The sequence below is a fragment of the Sporosarcina ureae DSM 2281 genome (genome assembly GCF_000425545.1).
GTDB lineage: Bacteria > Bacillota > Bacilli > Bacillales_A > Planococcaceae > Sporosarcina > Sporosarcina ureae.
Genome location: NZ_AUDQ01000002.1, coordinates 134,747 through 152,283 on the forward strand (window position 1 = coordinate 134,747; position 17,537 = coordinate 152,283).

The following is a 17,537-nucleotide window of genomic DNA, read 5'->3' on the forward strand; positions in this document are numbered from 1 at the left end:
CACAGCGTAGCTTTTATTCGAATATAATCTCTAGTTGATCTCCACCGAATATTATTTCATTGAAGCGAATGGAATCGCCATTACGCAATAATCGATAGTTGGCAGTAGATTGAGAGGGTAATGAAAAATCAGTGAATGAAAATATATCACTGAACAGTATAGGAGAACTAGGTAAGGACTTGAACTCCACCTTGTCGTTAGATTGTACTTGGTAGTCAAGACTCGCCAGTTGTCCGTTTACATAAGTGGCAGTTCGTTGTTTTGTAATCACCACAGGTTCTTCATTGAATGTAACATCGGCACGTTCTTCTAGAATGATATCCAAATCCTTCGCTATTTCTTTCAATGAAAGAAAAGCAGGCTGATACGTCTCTATGATATCGTTTGCGTGAATCTGATAATCGTCTGAGACTTCTTGTCCGTTTACGGTATACGTGGTCTCACGCTTCCTCAGACGGTGGGGAGTTCCGTTCCATGTAATTGTGAACGGCTCTGTCCACGGACTTACAGGAGACGTGATTACATCTTGTATTCTATTCGCTGGATTCACTGTCAGTTCATCCCGATCAGCAATCTTAGTATCCATTGTAACAGGCTTTCCATTCAGCAAAATTTGACCTGTAATCTTCTGAGTTACCCCGTCCAGCTGATAATGAATGGATTCAGGCGCCTCTACCAAGTCTCTGACTGTCGCTGAGGCGTCTGTGCCGTCTTTACCGAACAATAGCTCAATGCTATCTAGATTGCCAACACGATCCTTAGTGCCGGCTTCAGTGCCGTTTAACAAGATGGTCGTAGAAGAGCCGTGCTCGCCAGGAAGTGTTCTCCACTGCCCGTTTACTTTTACAGTTAGTGCCAGTCCAGGTCTACCGTATAACTGACGAGCGGTAATGCGGGCTGCTAGCAGTGCGTCGCCTACTGTAAGCTCTTTTAGTTCGAATAATCGAATGGATTGGTCGTTGACTGTTAAGGAAATGTAATGAATTGGAGCTCTTTGCGCTGCGATCGCAATACCAATTGGCGTTACGAGTGCAGGAGAGGCTTCGATTTGTTCAGAAAGTGTAACGCCTGAAAGCGCATCGAGACTTCGGATGGCTACGCGGTTCTCTGGAAGGTCTAGTTGCGTACTCACTTCTTTCGTTAGAGTAGGGGTTAATCCTCCACCTCCAACAATCATCACGGCTTGCGGAGAAGAGTGATGATTCAATCGTTTGATTTCAGTAGCGATGGATAACGCTACATGTTTCACTGAAGGTCTGATGACATCGATTACTTCTTCTGAAGGAATTTCTTGTTCGTATCCTAAAATATCCTGCACTGTCAATACATCTTGATCATTAATTTGTCGTTTCATTTGTTCTGCTAAAGGAAAGTCGAGCAAATAGTGTGTACTTAGTGCTTCGGTCATTTCGTCTCCTGCAACAGGTACCATTCCATAAGCTGTCACGGTATTTTCCCTGACAATGGCAATATCTGATGTGCCGGCTCCAATATCGACCAAAGCGATATTCAATCTTCTCATGGAAGGGGGAACGAGCACATGAATAGCAGCGATCGGCTCGAGTGTTAAAGCTTCCATTTCCAAATCGGCACGCTTTAACGCGGCGAGTAAGGATTCCACAACTACTCGTGGTAAGAATGTGGCAATGACTTCTACGGTCGCTGATTTCCCAGTTTGATCTATAAGGCTACCAATCTTTTCATCTTGCAATTTATAATATAAGACAGAATAACCAACGCAGTAATAGTGATCATCCTCTTGCGATTGATGAGCGGATAGTAATTTTTCTTGTGCATGTTGGACAGCTGATAATTCCAATCGATTAATATCTTCTTTTGAAATTAAAGTACGATCTGAAATATCCACCGTTACCGTTCCTTCTGCTGTTTTCAATGAACGACCAGCTGCTGCAACACTGACACGTTTCAGGGGACCATGAATTTGCTCTAATTCTTCTTTAATTTCTTGAATAATGGATGCGACGCTTAAAATATTATGTATTTGCCCATCAATCATCGATCGCTCTTTATGTTCTTTTGAAATCAAGTCTACAATATGGAATGAATCATTCTGTTCTTCCAGTATAATGCCCACAACCGAGCGAGTCCCGATATCAAGAGCGAATAACTTAGTAACCAGGATTTCCAACCTCTTTTCAAGTTTTTTTCTATGTGAAAATAGCGAATATTTATTTATTCGATGAAATTGCGTGACTTTTCTAAGAGTATTCATTATACTAGGTCTATTATATAAAAATGTACCATAGATTCCGGTGTTAGAAAAGGAAGATATGTACGGGGAGGAGACAGGTATTATGAGCAAGCAAGATTTAGGTGAGTTGAGAGGTACTATTGATCAGTTGAACTTAGATATCCTTAAATTGATCAATGAACGTACAGGCGTTATCCAAGAAATTGGTAAGTTAAAAGAAAAGCAAGGTGTTAATAGATATGATCCGGTTCGCGAACGCGAGATGCTCAACGTCTTGAAGAAGGTAAACCATGGTCCTTTACCAGACGGTATCCTTGAACAGGTATTTAAATCTATTTTCATGTCAGCACTTGAAGTACAACAAGATGAGCAGAAGAATGCATTGCTCGTATCCCGTACTAAAAAGCCTGAAGACACGATTGTTGACGTAAACGGCCATAAAATCGGAGATGGACATCCTTCCTTCGTATTTGGACCTTGTGCAGTAGAATCTTACGAACAGGTGTTGGCAGTAGCAAAGTCAATCAAAGCAAAAGGATTAACGATGATTCGTGGAGGAGCTTACAAGCCGCGTACATCTCCATATGATTTCCAAGGTTTAGGCCTGGAAGGTTTGAAAATTCTCAAGCGAGTTGCAGATGAAACTGGACTTTCTATCGTCACAGAAATCATTACACCATCACATTTGGAAGAAGCACTCGAATACATCGATGTGATCCAAATCGGTGCGCGTAACATGCAGAACTTTGAATTGCTGAAAGAAGCTGGAATGGTCAATAAGCCAGTACTTCTAAAGCGTGGAATGTCTGCAACGATTTCTGAGTTCGTCAATGCAGCTGAATATATTATATCTAAAGGTAATACGGAGATTATGCTATGTGAGCGAGGAATTCGTACATATGAGACGGCAACTCGAAACACGCTGGACATCTCTGCTGTTCCCATCTTGAAGCAAGAAACGCACTTACCGGTATTCGTGGATGTTACACACTCCACTGGCCGTAAAGATTTATTGCTTCCGACAGCGAAAGCAGCAATTGCAGTAGGAGCAGACGGCGTTATGGCAGAGGTTCATCCTGACCCAGCCGTAGCATTATCGGATTCAGCGCAGCAAATGGATATTGAGCAGTTTGACAAGTTCTATGAAGAGATTACTCGCTTCATGAACACACACCAAACGATCTAAAACATCCAACACCGATCCTTTATTCGTAAAGGTCGGTGTTTTTCTGTATAGAATGACAGAATTCTGCACAGAAAAACACAAAAGTCCAGTAGAACACGGTATACTAGTAAAGAATAAAGACAGGAGGAGCAAAAATGGCGATCACTATTTACGATGTAGCAAGAGAAGCGAACGTATCGATGGCAACGGTTTCACGTGTAGTGAACGGCAATCAAAACGTGAAGCCGGCGACTCGCAAAAAAGTATTGGACTGTATTGAACGATTGGGATACCGGCCAAACGCCGTCGCTCGTGGACTGGCCAGCAAGCGTACTACGACGATCGGAGTAATTGTCCCTGACATGTCCAAGAGTTACTACGCAGAGCTATCCAGAGGGATTGCAGACGTTGCCACGATGTATGAGTACAATATCATCATCTCCAACTCGGACAAGAGTACATCTCGAGAAGTTGAGTTGTTTGAAGATCATTTAGGTAAGCAAGTAGACGGACTGATCTTCATGAGTGATTCTATTTCACCTGAAGTACGTAAGGAAATGAAAACAGCGAATGTTCCAATCGTCTTGGCAGGGACGTTGGATTTTGAAACCAATTTACCCTCTGTCAATATTGATCATGAACAGGCCGCATATGAAGTAACAAAGAAGTTGATCGACAATGGCCACAAGCGTATTGCGTTTGTTTCGGGACCGTTTACGCGGGACATCAATCGTGTGTGCAAGCGTGTTGGGTATATTCGAGCGTTGGAAGAAGCGGGGATGATGATCGATGAGTCATTGATCGTGGAAACTGACAATACGTATGACGATGCGTACGAAAGCTGGAATGTGCTAGGGAAGCTTTCTGATCGACCGACGGCTGTCATGACGAGTAGTGACGAAGTTGCAATTGGTATTATGAATGGTGTGCGGGATGAGAATCTTAGAATTCCTGAGGATTTAGAGATCATTTGTTTCCAACACTCTATTCTTGCGCGTATTGTTCGTCCACAGTTGACTGCGATTGTCGTGCCATTGTATGACTTAGGTGCCGTATCGATGCGTTTGTTGACGAAGTTGATGAATAAGGAAGAAGTGGAAGAGACCGAGGTTGTGCTACCTTATTATTTGGAAGAGCGGCAGTCGGTTAAGAAGTAAAGTAGGAGTTGTCGCCTGTAACGATGATTTACTGGTGTTGTGTGCTGAACCTAAAACACTACTACCTCATTTTTGAATAATATAAAGACAAAAAGCAACTTATCGCGAAGATAAGTTGCTTTTTATTAGGATTTACGAATGACGTGCAAAGCTCTCGTTAGCATTTGCTCATTTTTTTCGTTGATATCATTTTTACGAGGGACTGGTTCGTATAGGTCCACAGGGTCTTCCCACGTCTCAATAAGGGGAACTGGGGATTCGGGTTGCCATTTGTTTAACCAGGCTTCTGGAAGTCGTCCGGTTGGTGTTGGGATGTCTTTCATAGTGAGCCATAGGTGCGACCATGCACGTGGTACTACGCGCCAGATATCGTATCCACCACCGCCTATTGCGATCCATTTCCCGTCACAGAATTCTTCTGCGAGTTCTTTTGCTAGTTTCGGAATTTCTTCGTAGATCTTCATTGTGCTATACAGATGCGTGAGTGGATCGAAGTAGTGCGCATCTGCTCCATTTTGGGTTAGAATAACGTCTGGCTTGAAGTGTTCTGCTACTTCCCGCAAGGCAGTTTTATAAATATGTAGGAAAGATTCGTCTTCCGTAAATGCATCTACAGGGAAGTTGAATGACGTACCATAACCTGCACCATTTCCTCGTTCTGTCACATTGCCTGTACCGGGAAACAAGTAGCGGCCTGTTTCATGGATAGAGAATGTACAAACATTTGGATCATCGTAAAACGTCCATTGCACGCCGTCACCATGGTGAGCATCGGTATCTACGTATAATACACGCGCTCCATATTTTTGCTGTAAGTATTTGATAGCTACTGAACTATCGTTATAAATACAAAAGCCAGAAGCTTTCCCTTGGAAGCCGTGATGCAAGCCACCGCCGAGGTTCAGCGCATATCTTGAACGACCTTCCATTACTTCTTCGATTGCTGTAAGTGTACCGCCAACGAGTAGTGCACTCGCTTCATGCATGCCGGTGAAGAATGGTGTATCTTCCGTACCGATTCCGTAGATACTACCGATATTTTCGCTGACATCGCCTTTACTAGCTTTTTTTACAATTTCGATATATTTTGCGTCATGAGCCAGAAGCAATTCTTCGTCTGTGGCTGTGCGCGGAATGACAATTTCATCAGGCTTAATGGTATTCATTTCATCTAGTAAATCCTTTGTCAAAATGATTCGCTTTTGATTAAAAGGATGGGTATCCGAAAATTCATAGTTTAGTTGGTCAGGAGAAAAGATAAAACTCGCTTGTTTTTTCATACGCCCATCTCCGGTTCGCTTGGCCAAAGAACTTCGAATCCTTGCGATTTTAATCCTTCGATGATCGGGAGAGGGTTCATTCGTTTGATGCGGATTGCTAGAATTTTGTACTCTTCATTATCTTGATAAGGATAAACTAGTACACTGAGCACGTTCGTATTGTGATCATGAAATACTTTAGATGCTTCATATAAAATACCGGGCGTGTTCGGAACGCGGATTTGAATATGTGAACTTGGCTGATTGGCACCCGTTAATTCAATATAGTTATAGAGTAGATCTGTTTTAGTAAGAATTCCGACTAGCTGATAGTTAGACACGATGGGTAAACAACCAATTTCATACGTATAAAACATTAACGCAGCTTCTTCCGCAAAGTCCCGCGGATGTCCAATTAATAAATCGGTTTTCATAATTTTATCGAGTGTTGTTTCATAAAGTGAAGGTTCCAATCTCTCTGAAATGCTTGAAGGAGAAGCTTCTTTGACGTCACGGTCTGTAACCAGTCCTTCTATCCGCCCATCTTTCACAATCGGGATGTGGCGGATACGTTTCTCCTTCATCAGTTGTACCGCATCTGCAATCGTATGCGTAGAATTAAGCGTAATTACGTCTTTTTTCATAATGTCCTGTATTAGCATGATCATTCCTCACTTTCAGTAATTAACACGATGTTTGAAGCGCACACGATCAAAGCGTTCGATGGATTCTTGATCGACTCGTTTTCCGATTCTCGCCATTAATGCATTGGCAGGGTGGGAGCAAACTTCGGGATCGTCAGTGGAGAAAAACTCCATGCCACCTGCACGCATCATTTTTTCCATCATGTTGCGATAATCCCATACGTTCAAACCAGTTCCTTTTAAATCCCAGTGCCAATAATATTCAGTCGTAATAATAATATAATCTTCCATAGCATCATCTAGCATCGATAATTCCAGTAAGGATTTACCGATACGTGCGCCGCGATAAGCAGCAACTACTTCGACGGCGCCTAGTTCTATTAAGTTGGCCAATTCGGCTTCATACCAGCGTTCGAGTGAATCGGGATATAGAAACGTAACATACCCAACAACCATATTCTCGATTCTCGCTACATTGATCCGGCCTTCAGGAAACGCAGCGATTTTCACCAATGCTTCTTGTTGTTGTTTAGATGGACGGAATGCTTTCAATCCTTCGTGAAATTCAAACGATGCCAGTCGCTCTGATGAAACAGGCCCTTCAATGATCAGTTTCCCTTCGTCATGCGGAAATGTTCTGGAAAAGTAGGTCTTTTTATGTTCCACAAAGTTCACCTCTTCCTAATATATCTACCCGTTATACGCTCAAGTACTCGCTGTAAGTTCGATCCGTGTTGCTCTGTGTTAAGTATACAATTGATCGGATGGAAAAGTATATTATTATCATTAGATCACAGAATTGTCGGTAATTATATTTGGGGCCGTACATAATAAGTGGAGAGAGGAAGGAGTTGCAACGAATAAGAGATGACGGTTTTCCATTCGTACTGGCAAAAAACTTTATAGACAAAACAAAACCGGATTACACTATAAAATTGTAATCCGGTTTGTAAGTTATTCTTTTGCTGCAGGAGTCGCATCCGGCTTTGGCTCCGGTGTAACTTCTGGCTTTGTTTCTGGTTTTGGTTCTGGTGTAGCTTCCGGTTTAGTTTCCGGCTTTGATTCAGATTCTGTATCTGGCTTTGCATCGGGCTTCGTTTCTGGAGTTGTCGTTCCTGGTTTTGTTCCAGAATTCGTATCTGGTTTCGGCTCTGCTTTTGGTGCAGCAGTGGTTACCGTGTTCGAAGGCCCTGATAGTAGGCCAGTAATATCCACTGCACGCACGTAATATGAACCATATCCGACTTTATACGATCTGGAAGCTCCGTCACGAACTGTACCGATTCTGGCACCGTTTTGATAAATGTAATAACCGATTACATCATTTGAAGAGGAGCCAGTCCATGTAAGAACTGAACCATTTTGTCCTGCTGATACGGCTGCAGGTGGCACATTATCTGCAGGGAAGGTTGATCCTGCGACACTGTTTGAATAAGCACCACGACCTGCAAGTAGTTTGGAAGCATCTCCGCCCAAACGTCCGAGCATGCGCTTGCCATATTCAGTAGTTACGCCAATTCCTCCTGATGTGACAAATTCACGTGGAGTAGAAGCTAACGCCTGATAGAGTTTACCATTCACTCGAACGGCCGAAGATGAAACAATACTGTCATCCACTTTTGTCGGTACCATCTTTTTCGAATTAAACAAATCCGATCGGACGAGTCCGGCTGCTGAACAAGCTTTGGAAGGAGCAAGTCCCGATATGCCACAGAATGAACGTGTAACGACTCCGTTAGGGCGCTTAAAGGTATCTCTAGCTTTAATCGTTTCTGGTATCACGGTATTAGCTGTATTCATCAATTGTCCGTACAATCTTGCTGTCCGTTCTGATGGATGCATTTGACCACTGTTGTAGCCGTGATATAGCGGTGTATTTTGATTTTTATAGCCCATCCAAACACCAAGCGATACATTTGGATTATAGCCAACAAGCCAAGCGTCACCGTACTTTTGAGATGTTCCCGTCTTAGCAGCTAAATCCGGACGGAAATTCATCAAGCCAGGCAGTCTTGCAGCTGTCCCGTTCCCTTTTAATACATCACGCATCATGTCGGTGATGATATAAGAAGTTTCCGGGCTGAACACTTCCACTGGTTCAGCTTTGTGTTCAAATACTACTTTACCTTTCATGTCTTCAATTCGTTCGATCATGTACGACTCGATGAATTGACCGCCGTTGGCAAACGTAGCAAATGCATTCGTATTTTCTTCAACTGTTACTCCGTGTTTCGTTCCGCCAAGTGATGCGGCAGGGATTTGAGCATCATCATCGGTAACTTTTGAAAAATTCATTTTTTTCAGGAATTCTATTGGCTTTCGGTCAAAGATTTGGTTATATAGTCGACCAGTTGACAAGTTTTGTGAACGAGCCAAAGACTCTCTGGCAGACAGTACACCAAGCTCGCGGTCGAAATAGTTACCAGGTTTCCAGCCTGCCCAGTTGAACTTCACATCGACGAGCGGGCTTCCAGCACCAATCACGCCATATTCAATAGCAGGCGCGTAAACTAGTAAGGGTTTAATGGAAGATCCACTTTGTCGGAAAGCTTGTGAAGAGTGATTTAATGCTTCGAGTTCGTAATCACGTCCACCCACGAATGAAAGGACTTTCCCTGTATGATTCTCGATCATTGTTGCACCGACTTGAACAGGATTTTCCTTCGTAATTGTTTTGCCTGATTCTTCATCTACAGTTTCAGAAGTATACGTATATCCGTAGTACTGGAAGCTGTCAGCCACTTCATTCATTTTGTCGTACAGCTCTTTGTTGATCGTAGAGAAGATACGATAGCCGTCTGTTCGCATGGAACGGTCTGCCATGATTTCGTATTTTTCCTTGATCTTGGAATCACCTTCAAAACGGTCCGCGTCTATGCCATCTTTTTCAGCTAATACTTTAGCTAAAATTTCGATTGTGCGATTTTGGATTTCCTGTGTGACATACGGATAACGTTCCGTTGCACGGCGTGAAGGTTGTCTAAAGTCTTTCGTTACATCGTAAGCTTTTGCTTCCTTCCATTCTGCATCCGTAATATAACCTGCATCACGCATCCTGAACAATACCGTTTTCATTCGGTTGACACCATGCATAAGTTTTTCCCGTTCTTTAATACCTTGGTTTTTACTGTAGAATGGCGTGTATGTATAAGGAGCTTGTGGAATACCCGCAATATACGCAGCTTGCGGTAAGCTTAACTCAGCGGCTTTAATGCCAAAGATTCCACGTGCGGCTGTTTCAATGCCGGCAATATTTTGTCCCGAAACATCACGACCATAAGGAATGATGTTCAAGTACGCTTCTAGTATTTCGTCCTTCGTCATGAAGTGTTCTAAGCGCATAGCCAACAAGATTTCTTTAGCTTTACGTTCATATGAAACTTCATTCGTCAAAATTTGGTTTTTCACTAATTGCTGAGTGAGTGTCGATCCGCCTGTTTGACTGTCTGAGTTCGTAACGTCTTGAAATACGCCGCGGAATATCGCTTTAGGCACGATACCTTTGTGTTCTTCAAAGTACTCATCTTCAGTAGCCAGAACAGCGTCCAATGCATACTGTGAAACTTTATCTAGCGTAATTTGTCGGCGCTCGATGTCCGAGTTAATCTTGCCTAGATAAACACTGTCTGCAAAGTACATTTCAGATGTTTCTTCATAATTAAACACTTGATCCCGAAGTTCTTCTTTAGTACGTAACGGTTCTTTCGCAACGAGAGAAGCGAAATATCCTGCACCAACTGAACTTGCAAATACGGCCCCAATGACGGCGAAGATAATGAGTAAAATAAACAAGTTCCAAAGTACGCCGGTTCCGATGCGAAGTTTTTTGGCCCAAGGCTCTTTTTTCGCTTGTTCAAACTTATCTTCAAGTTGCTTAATTCTATTATTCTTTTCGTTATTCAAAGTTTTTCTCCCCCCAAAAATCTTTCTCATTATATCACAGATTCAAGAAGAAATATGCAATAATTGTTGACTTTCATTGGAAGTTGGGTAAAATTGAACTCATACGAAATTACATGTCGAAAAAACCGAAGTAGTGATAGTGAGTTCCGTTCTAGAGAGACAGCGGTTGGTGAAAGCTGTTCGGTGCACTATACATGAATTACAGTTTTGGAGTGTACGTTTTGCGCAACGTTATTAGCGCCTCAAAGCCGGAGAGTATTCACTCTCAAGCCGGGTGGTACCGCGTTATAAATTACTCAACTAACGTCCCTGCATGATCAATTACTGATCGTGTGGGGACTTTTTATGTTGAAAATAGGAGGAAATAGAACATGTCAAATGAATTAATGGATGATTTACGTTGGAGAGGTTTGCTATACCAGCAGACGAATGAAGAAGGTCTTGAGAAGCTTCTAACAGACGAGAAGATTTCTCTTTACTGTGGGGTAGACCCGACAGCAGATAGTATGCACATCGGTCATATCGTACCATTGCTGACGCTGCGTCGCTTCCAGTTACACGGACACCAGCCGATTCTATTGATCGGTGGCGCTACAGGGATGATTGGGGATCCATCAGGACGCTCTGAAGAACGCCAATTGCAAACGACGGATCAAGTAGACGATAATGTCCGTGGAATTAAAAAACAACTAGAAATGATCTTTGATTTCCAAACAGAAAATGGCGCAAAACTTGTTAATAATAACGACTGGATCGGTTCCATGTCATTAATCGAATTCTTGCGTGATTACGGTAAATTGCTAAGCGTCAATTACATGCTAGCAAAAGATAATGTTGCGTCTCGTTTAGATCAAGGGATTTCCTTCACGGAATTCTCGTACATGTTGATGCAAGGTGCGGACTTCAACCACTTATATGATAACCATAATTGCCGCGTGCAAATCGGTGGATCAGATCAGTGGGGGAATATCACGACAGGTCTAGAAGTCATCCGTAAAATGCATGATGAAGAAGTACAAGCATACGGATTTACGATTCCATTAGTAACAAAAGCAGATGGCACGAAATTCGGTAAATCTGCTGGCGGCGCGGTATGGCTCGATGCAAAGAAAACTTCTCCATATGAGTTTTACCAATTCTGGATCAACGCAGCAGACGCGGACGTTGTGAAATACTTGAAAATCTTCACATTCCTAAGCCGTGAAGAAATCGAAGCACTTGAAGTATCCGTACAAGAAGAGCCACATTTACGTAAAGCACAAAAGACGTTGGCAGAAGAAATGACGCGCTTAGTTCACGGTCAAGACTCACTGGATCAAGCACTACGTATTTCTGCAGCACTATTTAGCGGTGACTTAAAAGCATTAACGGCTACTGAAATGAAAGATGCGTTTAAAGATGTACCGACTGTAGAAATGGAAAAAGCGGATCAAAACATCGTTGATTTCATTGTGCAAGCGGGTGTATCTCCATCGAAACGCCAGGCACGTGAAGATGTAACAAACGGTGCGATTTCCTTTAACGGTGAGCGTATTACAGATACAGCCTTCACAGTAGGGGCGGAGCAACGTTTGGAAGACGCATTCACCATTGTGAGACGTGGGAAAAAGAAGTATAGTATGGTGAAGTTTGTTTAACTAGGAGATCATGAATTGAAAAAAGAGTATATGATGTACGCCATGACATTAGGTTTAATAGGCGACGCGATTAATAAAATGATCGATGCGGTGGAAGTGAAAAGCCCAGAAGGTGTTAAACGCGCCGCAAAGCTATTTTCTAGTGTAGCGACCACCATGAAAGAAGAAACACCTCCTGACATTTTCGCGATTGAGCATCAGGAATTGGTCGAAGCTTTTACACTGTGGAACGTAGCGAACAAGCAAGCGACCGCCATGCGTTCTGAAAATATCGTTGAAGCTGCATCAGCCGCTTTAAATAAGCATGAAGGTTTTTTGGTCAGTATTATGGACCGAATTTATGAGAAGTTACGCAATTAATATTGGGTGAAAAGGCATCTCTTCGGAGGTGTCTTTTTTGCGTTAGAAATAAAAACTATTATGGATAGCAGGAATCATAAAAAGTGCCTATGCAAAACAGTCATATTCGCTTGAACGAACGGAGAAGTTTGATACATAAGCACTGTAAAATAATACGTTTTTATTTAGTTAACAACTTTTTGATTATGCGAATATCTGTGTCGTGGTCGTTTAGTAAGCGCTGAGTCTTACGCATATCATCTGATTTTACTTTGTTGAATAAAATCTGTTCAGAGAACGTATCGATTTTCTGGCTATTGGCAACAGACCTTACAACTTGTTCGGAAATAGCTTGCTTCATAGATATTTGTTCTTCTTTGATTATGGAAATATCGGTCTTAAGAGAAGAAATATCTTGCTCCATATTGCTTACTTTGTCTACCAAGAGTTCAAGAAGTTCACGATCTTTCATGGAAATCCTCCTTTTGTTTTATACCTAAATTTTTACAAAAGATGCATACTTGAGATGTAATTACTTTTTATTTGTTTTTTATCATATCATGTTTCACACGCCTTGTACAGAACGTATATTCGTAATCAATAGTGTTCTAAAGAAATTGTTTGCGCAATGACAATCCTGAACGTTCAAGAAAATCTGAAAACATAGCGCTAACATCCTCAACATAAAAGGGTTTTCCTTCTCTATGTCGAATACTGTAGATAGAGGGAAGTGAGAAGTTTGAAAAAGTACAGAGTACATTACCACTTTGCAGGCGCTGAAAGTATTGTAAGAATCATTGAAGCGGCAGATCCAGAAGATGCTTTAGGGGTAGCTACAAACTCCCGAAGCAATGATATTGTTTTTACTGATAGCAAAGGGACGTTATATTGTTTCTTTTATAGAGACGTGAAATATGTTTCAATTGCAGAAGATAGATCGTAAACAGCAGAAATATTATTTTTTGCTAAATAATAATTCGGAGCGTCCTTTAGAGGGACGTTCTTTTTATTTGTTCTATTAACGCCTCACAAAGAAGGATTGCCTCTTCACGTTACATAATAAAAAATACATGTAAATATAGTTTTTTGGCACGTTTCAAAATGGTACAACGGACGTATCATCTAGAACCGAAGGAGCGTACCAATGTGAAACGACACACCGTATCATATTGGTACGGCCTATAACCAAAGAACTTAAGAATTAAAGAATTAAAGAATTAAAGAATTAAAGAATTAAAGAATAAAGATATTGTCGAGAAGCATCTCGACGTCTAATATTTCGTAGTTCATTTTTTACCGAGAAAAAATTTGCACACCTAGTATCCTTTTTGCTTCTCAGCTCTATATAGTGTGCAAAGCTAACCTGGTGGTATTTTGTAACTTGAAGCCAAAAACTACGTCTACGTTCAAAAGGAGTGGAGAATTATGAGAAAACGAATGCTGCTACTTTCTGTTTTTTTATTACTAACAGCTTGCTCTTTCAATCCATCTTCGCAGAACACGATTATTGACTGGGTAGATTTTGTGAAATGGAATGATACGACGTATGGAGCGAAATATGAAATGAATGAGCTTGAAAAAGATTGGGAAACTGCTGGAGAAGTAGGAGAAGTGCAGTATATGTTGGATGGTCACGCGGATGCCTATCATCAGTCTAAAAATGGAGATGCTACTTACTTGTCAAAAGGGACGAAATTATTCGCAATGAAGGGGTATGATCCGGCATTTCGGATTATAGCGGACGGTAAAGTATACGAAGTAACTGAATCGGATACTGCTGAGACGGTTGGGGATTTTTTAGATATTAAAGGGAAAGTACAGCGGGTTATTTTACAAAGTGAGCAAGATTTATCGTTCATCGGGGAGTTTTCGGATGAGCATGCGGAGCGGCTGATTGCAGAATTGCTGATCATGCCGTATGAACCAGATAAGCGTGCGACGGAAGGCGAGCGAGTGTTTTTCGGAATTGAGTTAGTAGATGGGACTATGACGCGATCGCTTTATTGGCCTGAAACTGGTTATGTTAATTATGGTGGTATGGCTTCGGAGGAGATGAAAGAGATTTTTGAGGCTGAGATGGGGGAGTATGGTTACTAATAAAATGACTTTAATAAATAAAAAAATGTGTGAAACAATCATATTTGTTTAAACAAACCATGAAAGTTTGGAACAGGTACTCTATATAAATGGATCACACCTTGGTCAAAGGATGACATTACTGAAAAGTTCGTTAAGCTATTATTGCATATACCACGCCAAGAGAAGCACCTACAAAGTAAGATGTATTTTCATGAGAAAAGAGCCACCAAAGGCTCTAGTGATATTCTTTAGATTTCCTTAGATCTCTATAGAGACTCTACAAAGTGAAGTACAATATCGTTAAAAGAACACTCGATATCTCCAATGGTTTATACAATTATGTTTGCATCGCTGTCGTACCTCTTATTAAAAATCGGTTTTACATTGTTATTCTAGATCAAAGCTTTTGCGAGTTCAATTGCCAAAATTTTATTTTCTTCCAAAACAAAACACCTCCTAGATGATTATATTTGGGTGAATAAGAGAATATGAAAAACACTACATTTGGTGGAAGGTATGACAGAAGTAGATAAGGAACTTGCGTCGTAAAATTACTTGTGTAATAAACATTCATGTATGTTTAGACAAATACGAGAGTTTTGCACAAGGGTATCTATTAATAAATCGGAACTTAAATTCTATGTTAAATTTGATTGGTTAAGTTCATGTAGCACAATGAGAATTATTATGTATTTCAACATTAATGAAAGTACCAGGCTCTAAAACGACTTAATGTGTCGGGACCGGGTACTTTAAATTTAATATAGTACTGAAAACGTTTTCATAATTATCTTTACAACTTTCTACCCAATTGATATAATCTGAATAGTTATAACATTATATTCTATTGGAAAGGAATGTCTTGCTTGAAAATTGATAAATCCACTGCGATTCCACTATACTCGCAGGTTGAAAGTAAGTTAGAAGATAATATTATATCTGGCGTTTGGGATGTTGGCTATCAACTACCGACTGAAACGGAATTAGCTAGATTGTTGGATGTTAGTAATATTACTATTAAACGAGCGATTATGAACCTCGTCGATAAAGGGATGCTTGTTCGCCAGCGGGGGCGTGGAACATTTGTGACAGGAGAGCAGACGGAAAAGAATATTCATAAGTCTGAGTTTATTAGGATGGATGAACAAGTAAGTAACAGCCACGATTTACTTAGTAAGGAGTATCATAAACTAAATCCGAGTATTGCTAAAAAGTTAGAAATGACAGTAGATACTGAGTTTGTTTATTTAGAGCGTGTCGGATATGAGGACGGAGAAAAGGTATCATTAGAGTATACGTACATTCCTCAAAAAGTATGGCCAGAAGAAGAGCTGATCGTAGATGAAAATGTTTTTATTTATGATGTGTTAAAAAAAGTCTGTGGTATAACTTTAAAACGATCAAAGAACTACTTTTCCGGTGCGGTTGCGAACGAAAAAGAAGTTGAGTTGTTAGGGGTACGCCAAAATACACCTCTTTTTGTATGGGAACGCATTACGTTTTCTCATACAGATGAAGCAGTCGAATATTCAAAGTTTGTCATGAAGCAAGATAAAGATAAGTATTATTTGGAATTGGACTTAACATGAATGATAGAAACTATGCTTAGCATAGTTTTCTGCAGTATATAATGTTATAACATTATACTTTTATAAATAACTATATCGTTTAACTAACAAATAAATTAACAACATAAAGGATGTGGAGAATATGAAATGGAAAATCGCACCGCCTACTACAACTGCTTTACTCATGTTTATGATCGTGATTGTTGCTGCGCTAACCTATATCGTACCTGCAGGGCAATTTGATCGGGTGTTGGATGAAAAGACAGAGCGAGAACTTATTGTTGCAGATAGCTTTAATTATGTGGAACAAACACCTGTAGGAATCGGTGGAATTCTCTCGTCCGTATTCGGTGGAATCGTTGGTGCTGCTGAAATCATTGCGTTCGTTTTAATTGTTGGTGGAGTATTTGGAGTGATCGTGAAAAGTGGGGCTATTAATGCCGCTCTTGCTAGATTAATTCATCGATTGCAAGGTAAAGAGTCAGTTTTCATTATCATTGCAATGACAGCGTTTGCAATGGGTGGAGCTACATTTGGAATGGCAGAAGAAACATTACCATTCGTCGCTATTGTTTTAGCAGCAACGATTGCGATGGGGTATGACCGCATTGTTGCGGTATCCATCGTTGTAGTAGGAGTGTATGCCGGGTATTCTGCAGGACCGTTAAATCCGTTTAACGTAGGGATCGCTCAAGGGATTGCCGAGCTTCCTTTGTTTTCGGGTATTGGGTTGAGAACCGTTCTAATGGTTGGCGGGCTAATCATTGCGATTCATCATACATTGCGCTATGCCAAAAAGGTCAAGCTGGATCCATCTACTAGTTTGTTAGTGGGCGAAAAAGAGGTTGAGACAGACACAACCTTACTAGAGAATCTGACGATGACTAGACGTCATAAGTGGATTATGGGGATTCTCGGTCTATCTTTAATTGTCTTAGTATTCGGTGTTCTGAAATATGGTTGGTATTTAGGGGAGATTTCTGCTCTTATGCTTCTTATGGGAATTGTTATCGGTATGATTGCGTTTAATGGTAGTTTTAATCAGTTTACAGATGAATTTATGAAAGGTGCAGCGGAAATGACAGCTGCCGCACTTATTATTGGACTATCTAGGGCAATTCTCGTTGTGATGGAAGAAGGACAAATTATTGACACGCTAGTCTATGCGGTATCTGTACCACTTGGAAATCTCCATAGTGTATTTGCGGCATGGGGTATGTATATTTCACAAGGATTGATTAACTTTGTTATACCATCTTCGACCGGACAAGCAGCCGTAGTCATGCCGATTATGTCTTCAATCAGTGATGTAATTGGGATTAACCGTCAAATTGCTGTTCAAGCGTTTCAGTCGGGAGATGGATACTGGAATATGATTACACCTACACATCCTGTGTTAATGGCTGCACTTGGAATCGCTGCAGTACCGTTTGGCAAATGGGTTCGTTTTGCGGGACCATTGGTGTTTAAATGGACAATTTGGGTCATGATTATATTGGCTATTGGCGTTTGGACAAATTGGGGTCCGTTTTAATTAGAAAAATAATTTAATCGTAGGCATAATTGTGTAAATA

General features: G+C 41.0%; 14 protein-coding genes. 8 read left to right on the top strand and 6 right to left on the bottom strand.

The genetic code is table 11. From position 1 onward, the window contains the following. Nucleotides 1–13: 13 nt before the first annotated feature. A complete protein-coding gene (locus tag H605_RS0103055) occupies nt 14–2,149 on the bottom strand; it encodes a cell division protein FtsA (RefSeq protein ID WP_335695476.1) in 2,136 nt (711 codons plus the stop codon). A gap of 166 nt (nt 2,150–2,315) precedes the next feature. Between H605_RS0103055 and H605_RS0103060 the strand changes: the two genes are divergently transcribed. Together H605_RS0103060 and ccpA are read left to right on the top strand one after the other, a co-directional pair. Further along, complete coding sequence (locus H605_RS0103060; protein ID WP_029052844.1) at nt 2,316–3,398, top strand: bifunctional 3-deoxy-7-phosphoheptulonate synthase/chorismate mutase; 1,083 nt, start codon at nt 2,316–2,318, stop codon at nt 3,396–3,398. Between the two features lie 134 nt (nt 3,399–3,532). Next, nucleotides 3,533–4,534 carry a catabolite control protein A gene (gene ccpA, locus H605_RS0103065; RefSeq protein ID WP_029052845.1) on the top strand — a complete coding sequence of 334 codons (1,002 nt, stop codon included), beginning with the start codon at nt 3,533–3,535 and terminating at the stop codon, nt 4,532–4,534. A 125-nt stretch (nt 4,535–4,659) separates the two neighbouring features. Here the strand turns inward: ccpA and H605_RS0103070 are convergent, their stop codons facing one another. From H605_RS0103070 to H605_RS0103085, 4 genes are all read right to left on the bottom strand, one after another. Beyond that, on the bottom strand, nt 4,660–5,814 hold the full coding sequence (locus H605_RS0103070; RefSeq protein ID WP_037561509.1) for an acetoin utilization protein AcuC: 1,155 nt from the start codon (nt 5,812–5,814) through the stop codon (nt 4,660–4,662). After that, complete coding sequence (locus tag H605_RS0103075) at nt 5,811–6,455, bottom strand: acetoin utilization AcuB family protein (RefSeq protein WP_029052847.1); 645 nt, start codon at nt 6,453–6,455, stop codon at nt 5,811–5,813. The genes H605_RS0103070 and H605_RS0103075 overlap by 4 nt, the downstream gene beginning before the upstream one ends. A 15-nt stretch (nt 6,456–6,470) precedes the next feature. Next, complete coding sequence (locus tag H605_RS0103080) at nt 6,471–7,103, bottom strand: hypothetical protein (RefSeq protein WP_029052848.1); 633 nt, start codon at nt 7,101–7,103, stop codon at nt 6,471–6,473. 288 nt (nt 7,104–7,391) lie between these two features. Beyond that, on the bottom strand, nt 7,392–10,340 hold the full coding sequence (locus tag H605_RS0103085) for a transglycosylase domain-containing protein (RefSeq protein WP_029052849.1): 2,949 nt from the start codon (nt 10,338–10,340) through the stop codon (nt 7,392–7,394). A 371-nt stretch (nt 10,341–10,711) separates the two neighbouring features. Between H605_RS0103085 and tyrS the strand changes: the two genes are divergently transcribed. After that, on the top strand, nt 10,712–11,977 hold the full coding sequence (gene tyrS, locus H605_RS0103090; RefSeq protein ID WP_029052850.1) for a tyrosine--tRNA ligase: 1,266 nt from the start codon (nt 10,712–10,714) through the stop codon (nt 11,975–11,977). A 15-nt stretch (nt 11,978–11,992) separates the two neighbouring features. Then, nucleotides 11,993–12,337 (top strand): hypothetical protein, encoded by a 345-nt coding sequence (locus H605_RS0103095; RefSeq protein WP_029052851.1) that lies wholly within the window; start codon nt 11,993–11,995, stop codon nt 12,335–12,337. A 160-nt stretch (nt 12,338–12,497) separates the two neighbouring features. On the opposite strand, the gene H605_RS0103100 is transcribed toward H605_RS0103095, so the two are convergent. Then, nucleotides 12,498–12,788, bottom strand: a complete 291-nt coding sequence (locus H605_RS0103100) for a hypothetical protein (protein ID WP_029052852.1) — start codon at nt 12,786–12,788, stop codon at nt 12,498–12,500. A 267-nt stretch (nt 12,789–13,055) separates the two neighbouring features. Between H605_RS0103100 and H605_RS0103105 the strand changes: the two genes are divergently transcribed. From H605_RS0103105 to H605_RS0103120, 4 genes are all read left to right on the top strand, one after another. Next, complete coding sequence (locus H605_RS0103105) at nt 13,056–13,259, top strand: hypothetical protein (RefSeq protein WP_029052853.1); 204 nt, start codon at nt 13,056–13,058, stop codon at nt 13,257–13,259. 482 nt (nt 13,260–13,741) lie between these two features. Continuing rightward, nucleotides 13,742–14,413 carry a hypothetical protein gene (locus H605_RS0103110; RefSeq protein ID WP_029052854.1) on the top strand — a complete coding sequence of 224 codons (672 nt, stop codon included), beginning with the start codon at nt 13,742–13,744 and terminating at the stop codon, nt 14,411–14,413. An 848-nt stretch (nt 14,414–15,261) separates the two neighbouring features. Continuing rightward, nucleotides 15,262–15,984 (top strand): GntR family transcriptional regulator, encoded by a 723-nt coding sequence (locus tag H605_RS0103115; RefSeq protein WP_029052855.1) that lies wholly within the window; start codon nt 15,262–15,264, stop codon nt 15,982–15,984. Between the two features lie 121 nt (nt 15,985–16,105). After that, on the top strand, nt 16,106–17,497 hold the full coding sequence (locus H605_RS0103120; protein WP_037561513.1) for a YfcC family protein: 1,392 nt from the start codon (nt 16,106–16,108) through the stop codon (nt 17,495–17,497). The last annotated feature ends 40 nt before the right edge of the window (nt 17,498–17,537 follow it).

Bases quoted from the DNA above. Each gene is read 5' to 3' on its own strand.
- H605_RS0103060 (WP_029052844.1), top strand. From the start codon at position 2,316: ATGAGCAAGCAAGATTTAGGTGAGTTGAGAGGTACTATTGATCAGTTG.
- ccpA (WP_029052845.1), top strand. From the start codon at position 3,533: ATGGCGATCACTATTTACGATGTAGCAAGAGAAGCGAACGTATCGATG.
- H605_RS0103070 (WP_037561509.1), bottom strand. From the start codon at position 5,814: ATGAAAAAACAAGCGAGTTTTATCTTTTCTCCTGACCAACTAAACTAT.
- H605_RS0103075 (WP_029052847.1), bottom strand. From the start codon at position 6,455: ATGCTAATACAGGACATTATGAAAAAAGACGTAATTACGCTTAATTCT.
- tyrS (WP_029052850.1), top strand. From the start codon at position 10,712: ATGTCAAATGAATTAATGGATGATTTACGTTGGAGAGGTTTGCTATAC.
- H605_RS0103100 (WP_029052852.1), bottom strand. From the start codon at position 12,788: ATGAAAGATCGTGAACTTCTTGAACTCTTGGTAGACAAAGTAAGCAAT.
- H605_RS0103110 (WP_029052854.1), top strand. From the start codon at position 13,742: ATGAGAAAACGAATGCTGCTACTTTCTGTTTTTTTATTACTAACAGCT.
- H605_RS0103120 (WP_037561513.1), top strand. From the start codon at position 16,106: ATGAAATGGAAAATCGCACCGCCTACTACAACTGCTTTACTCATGTTT.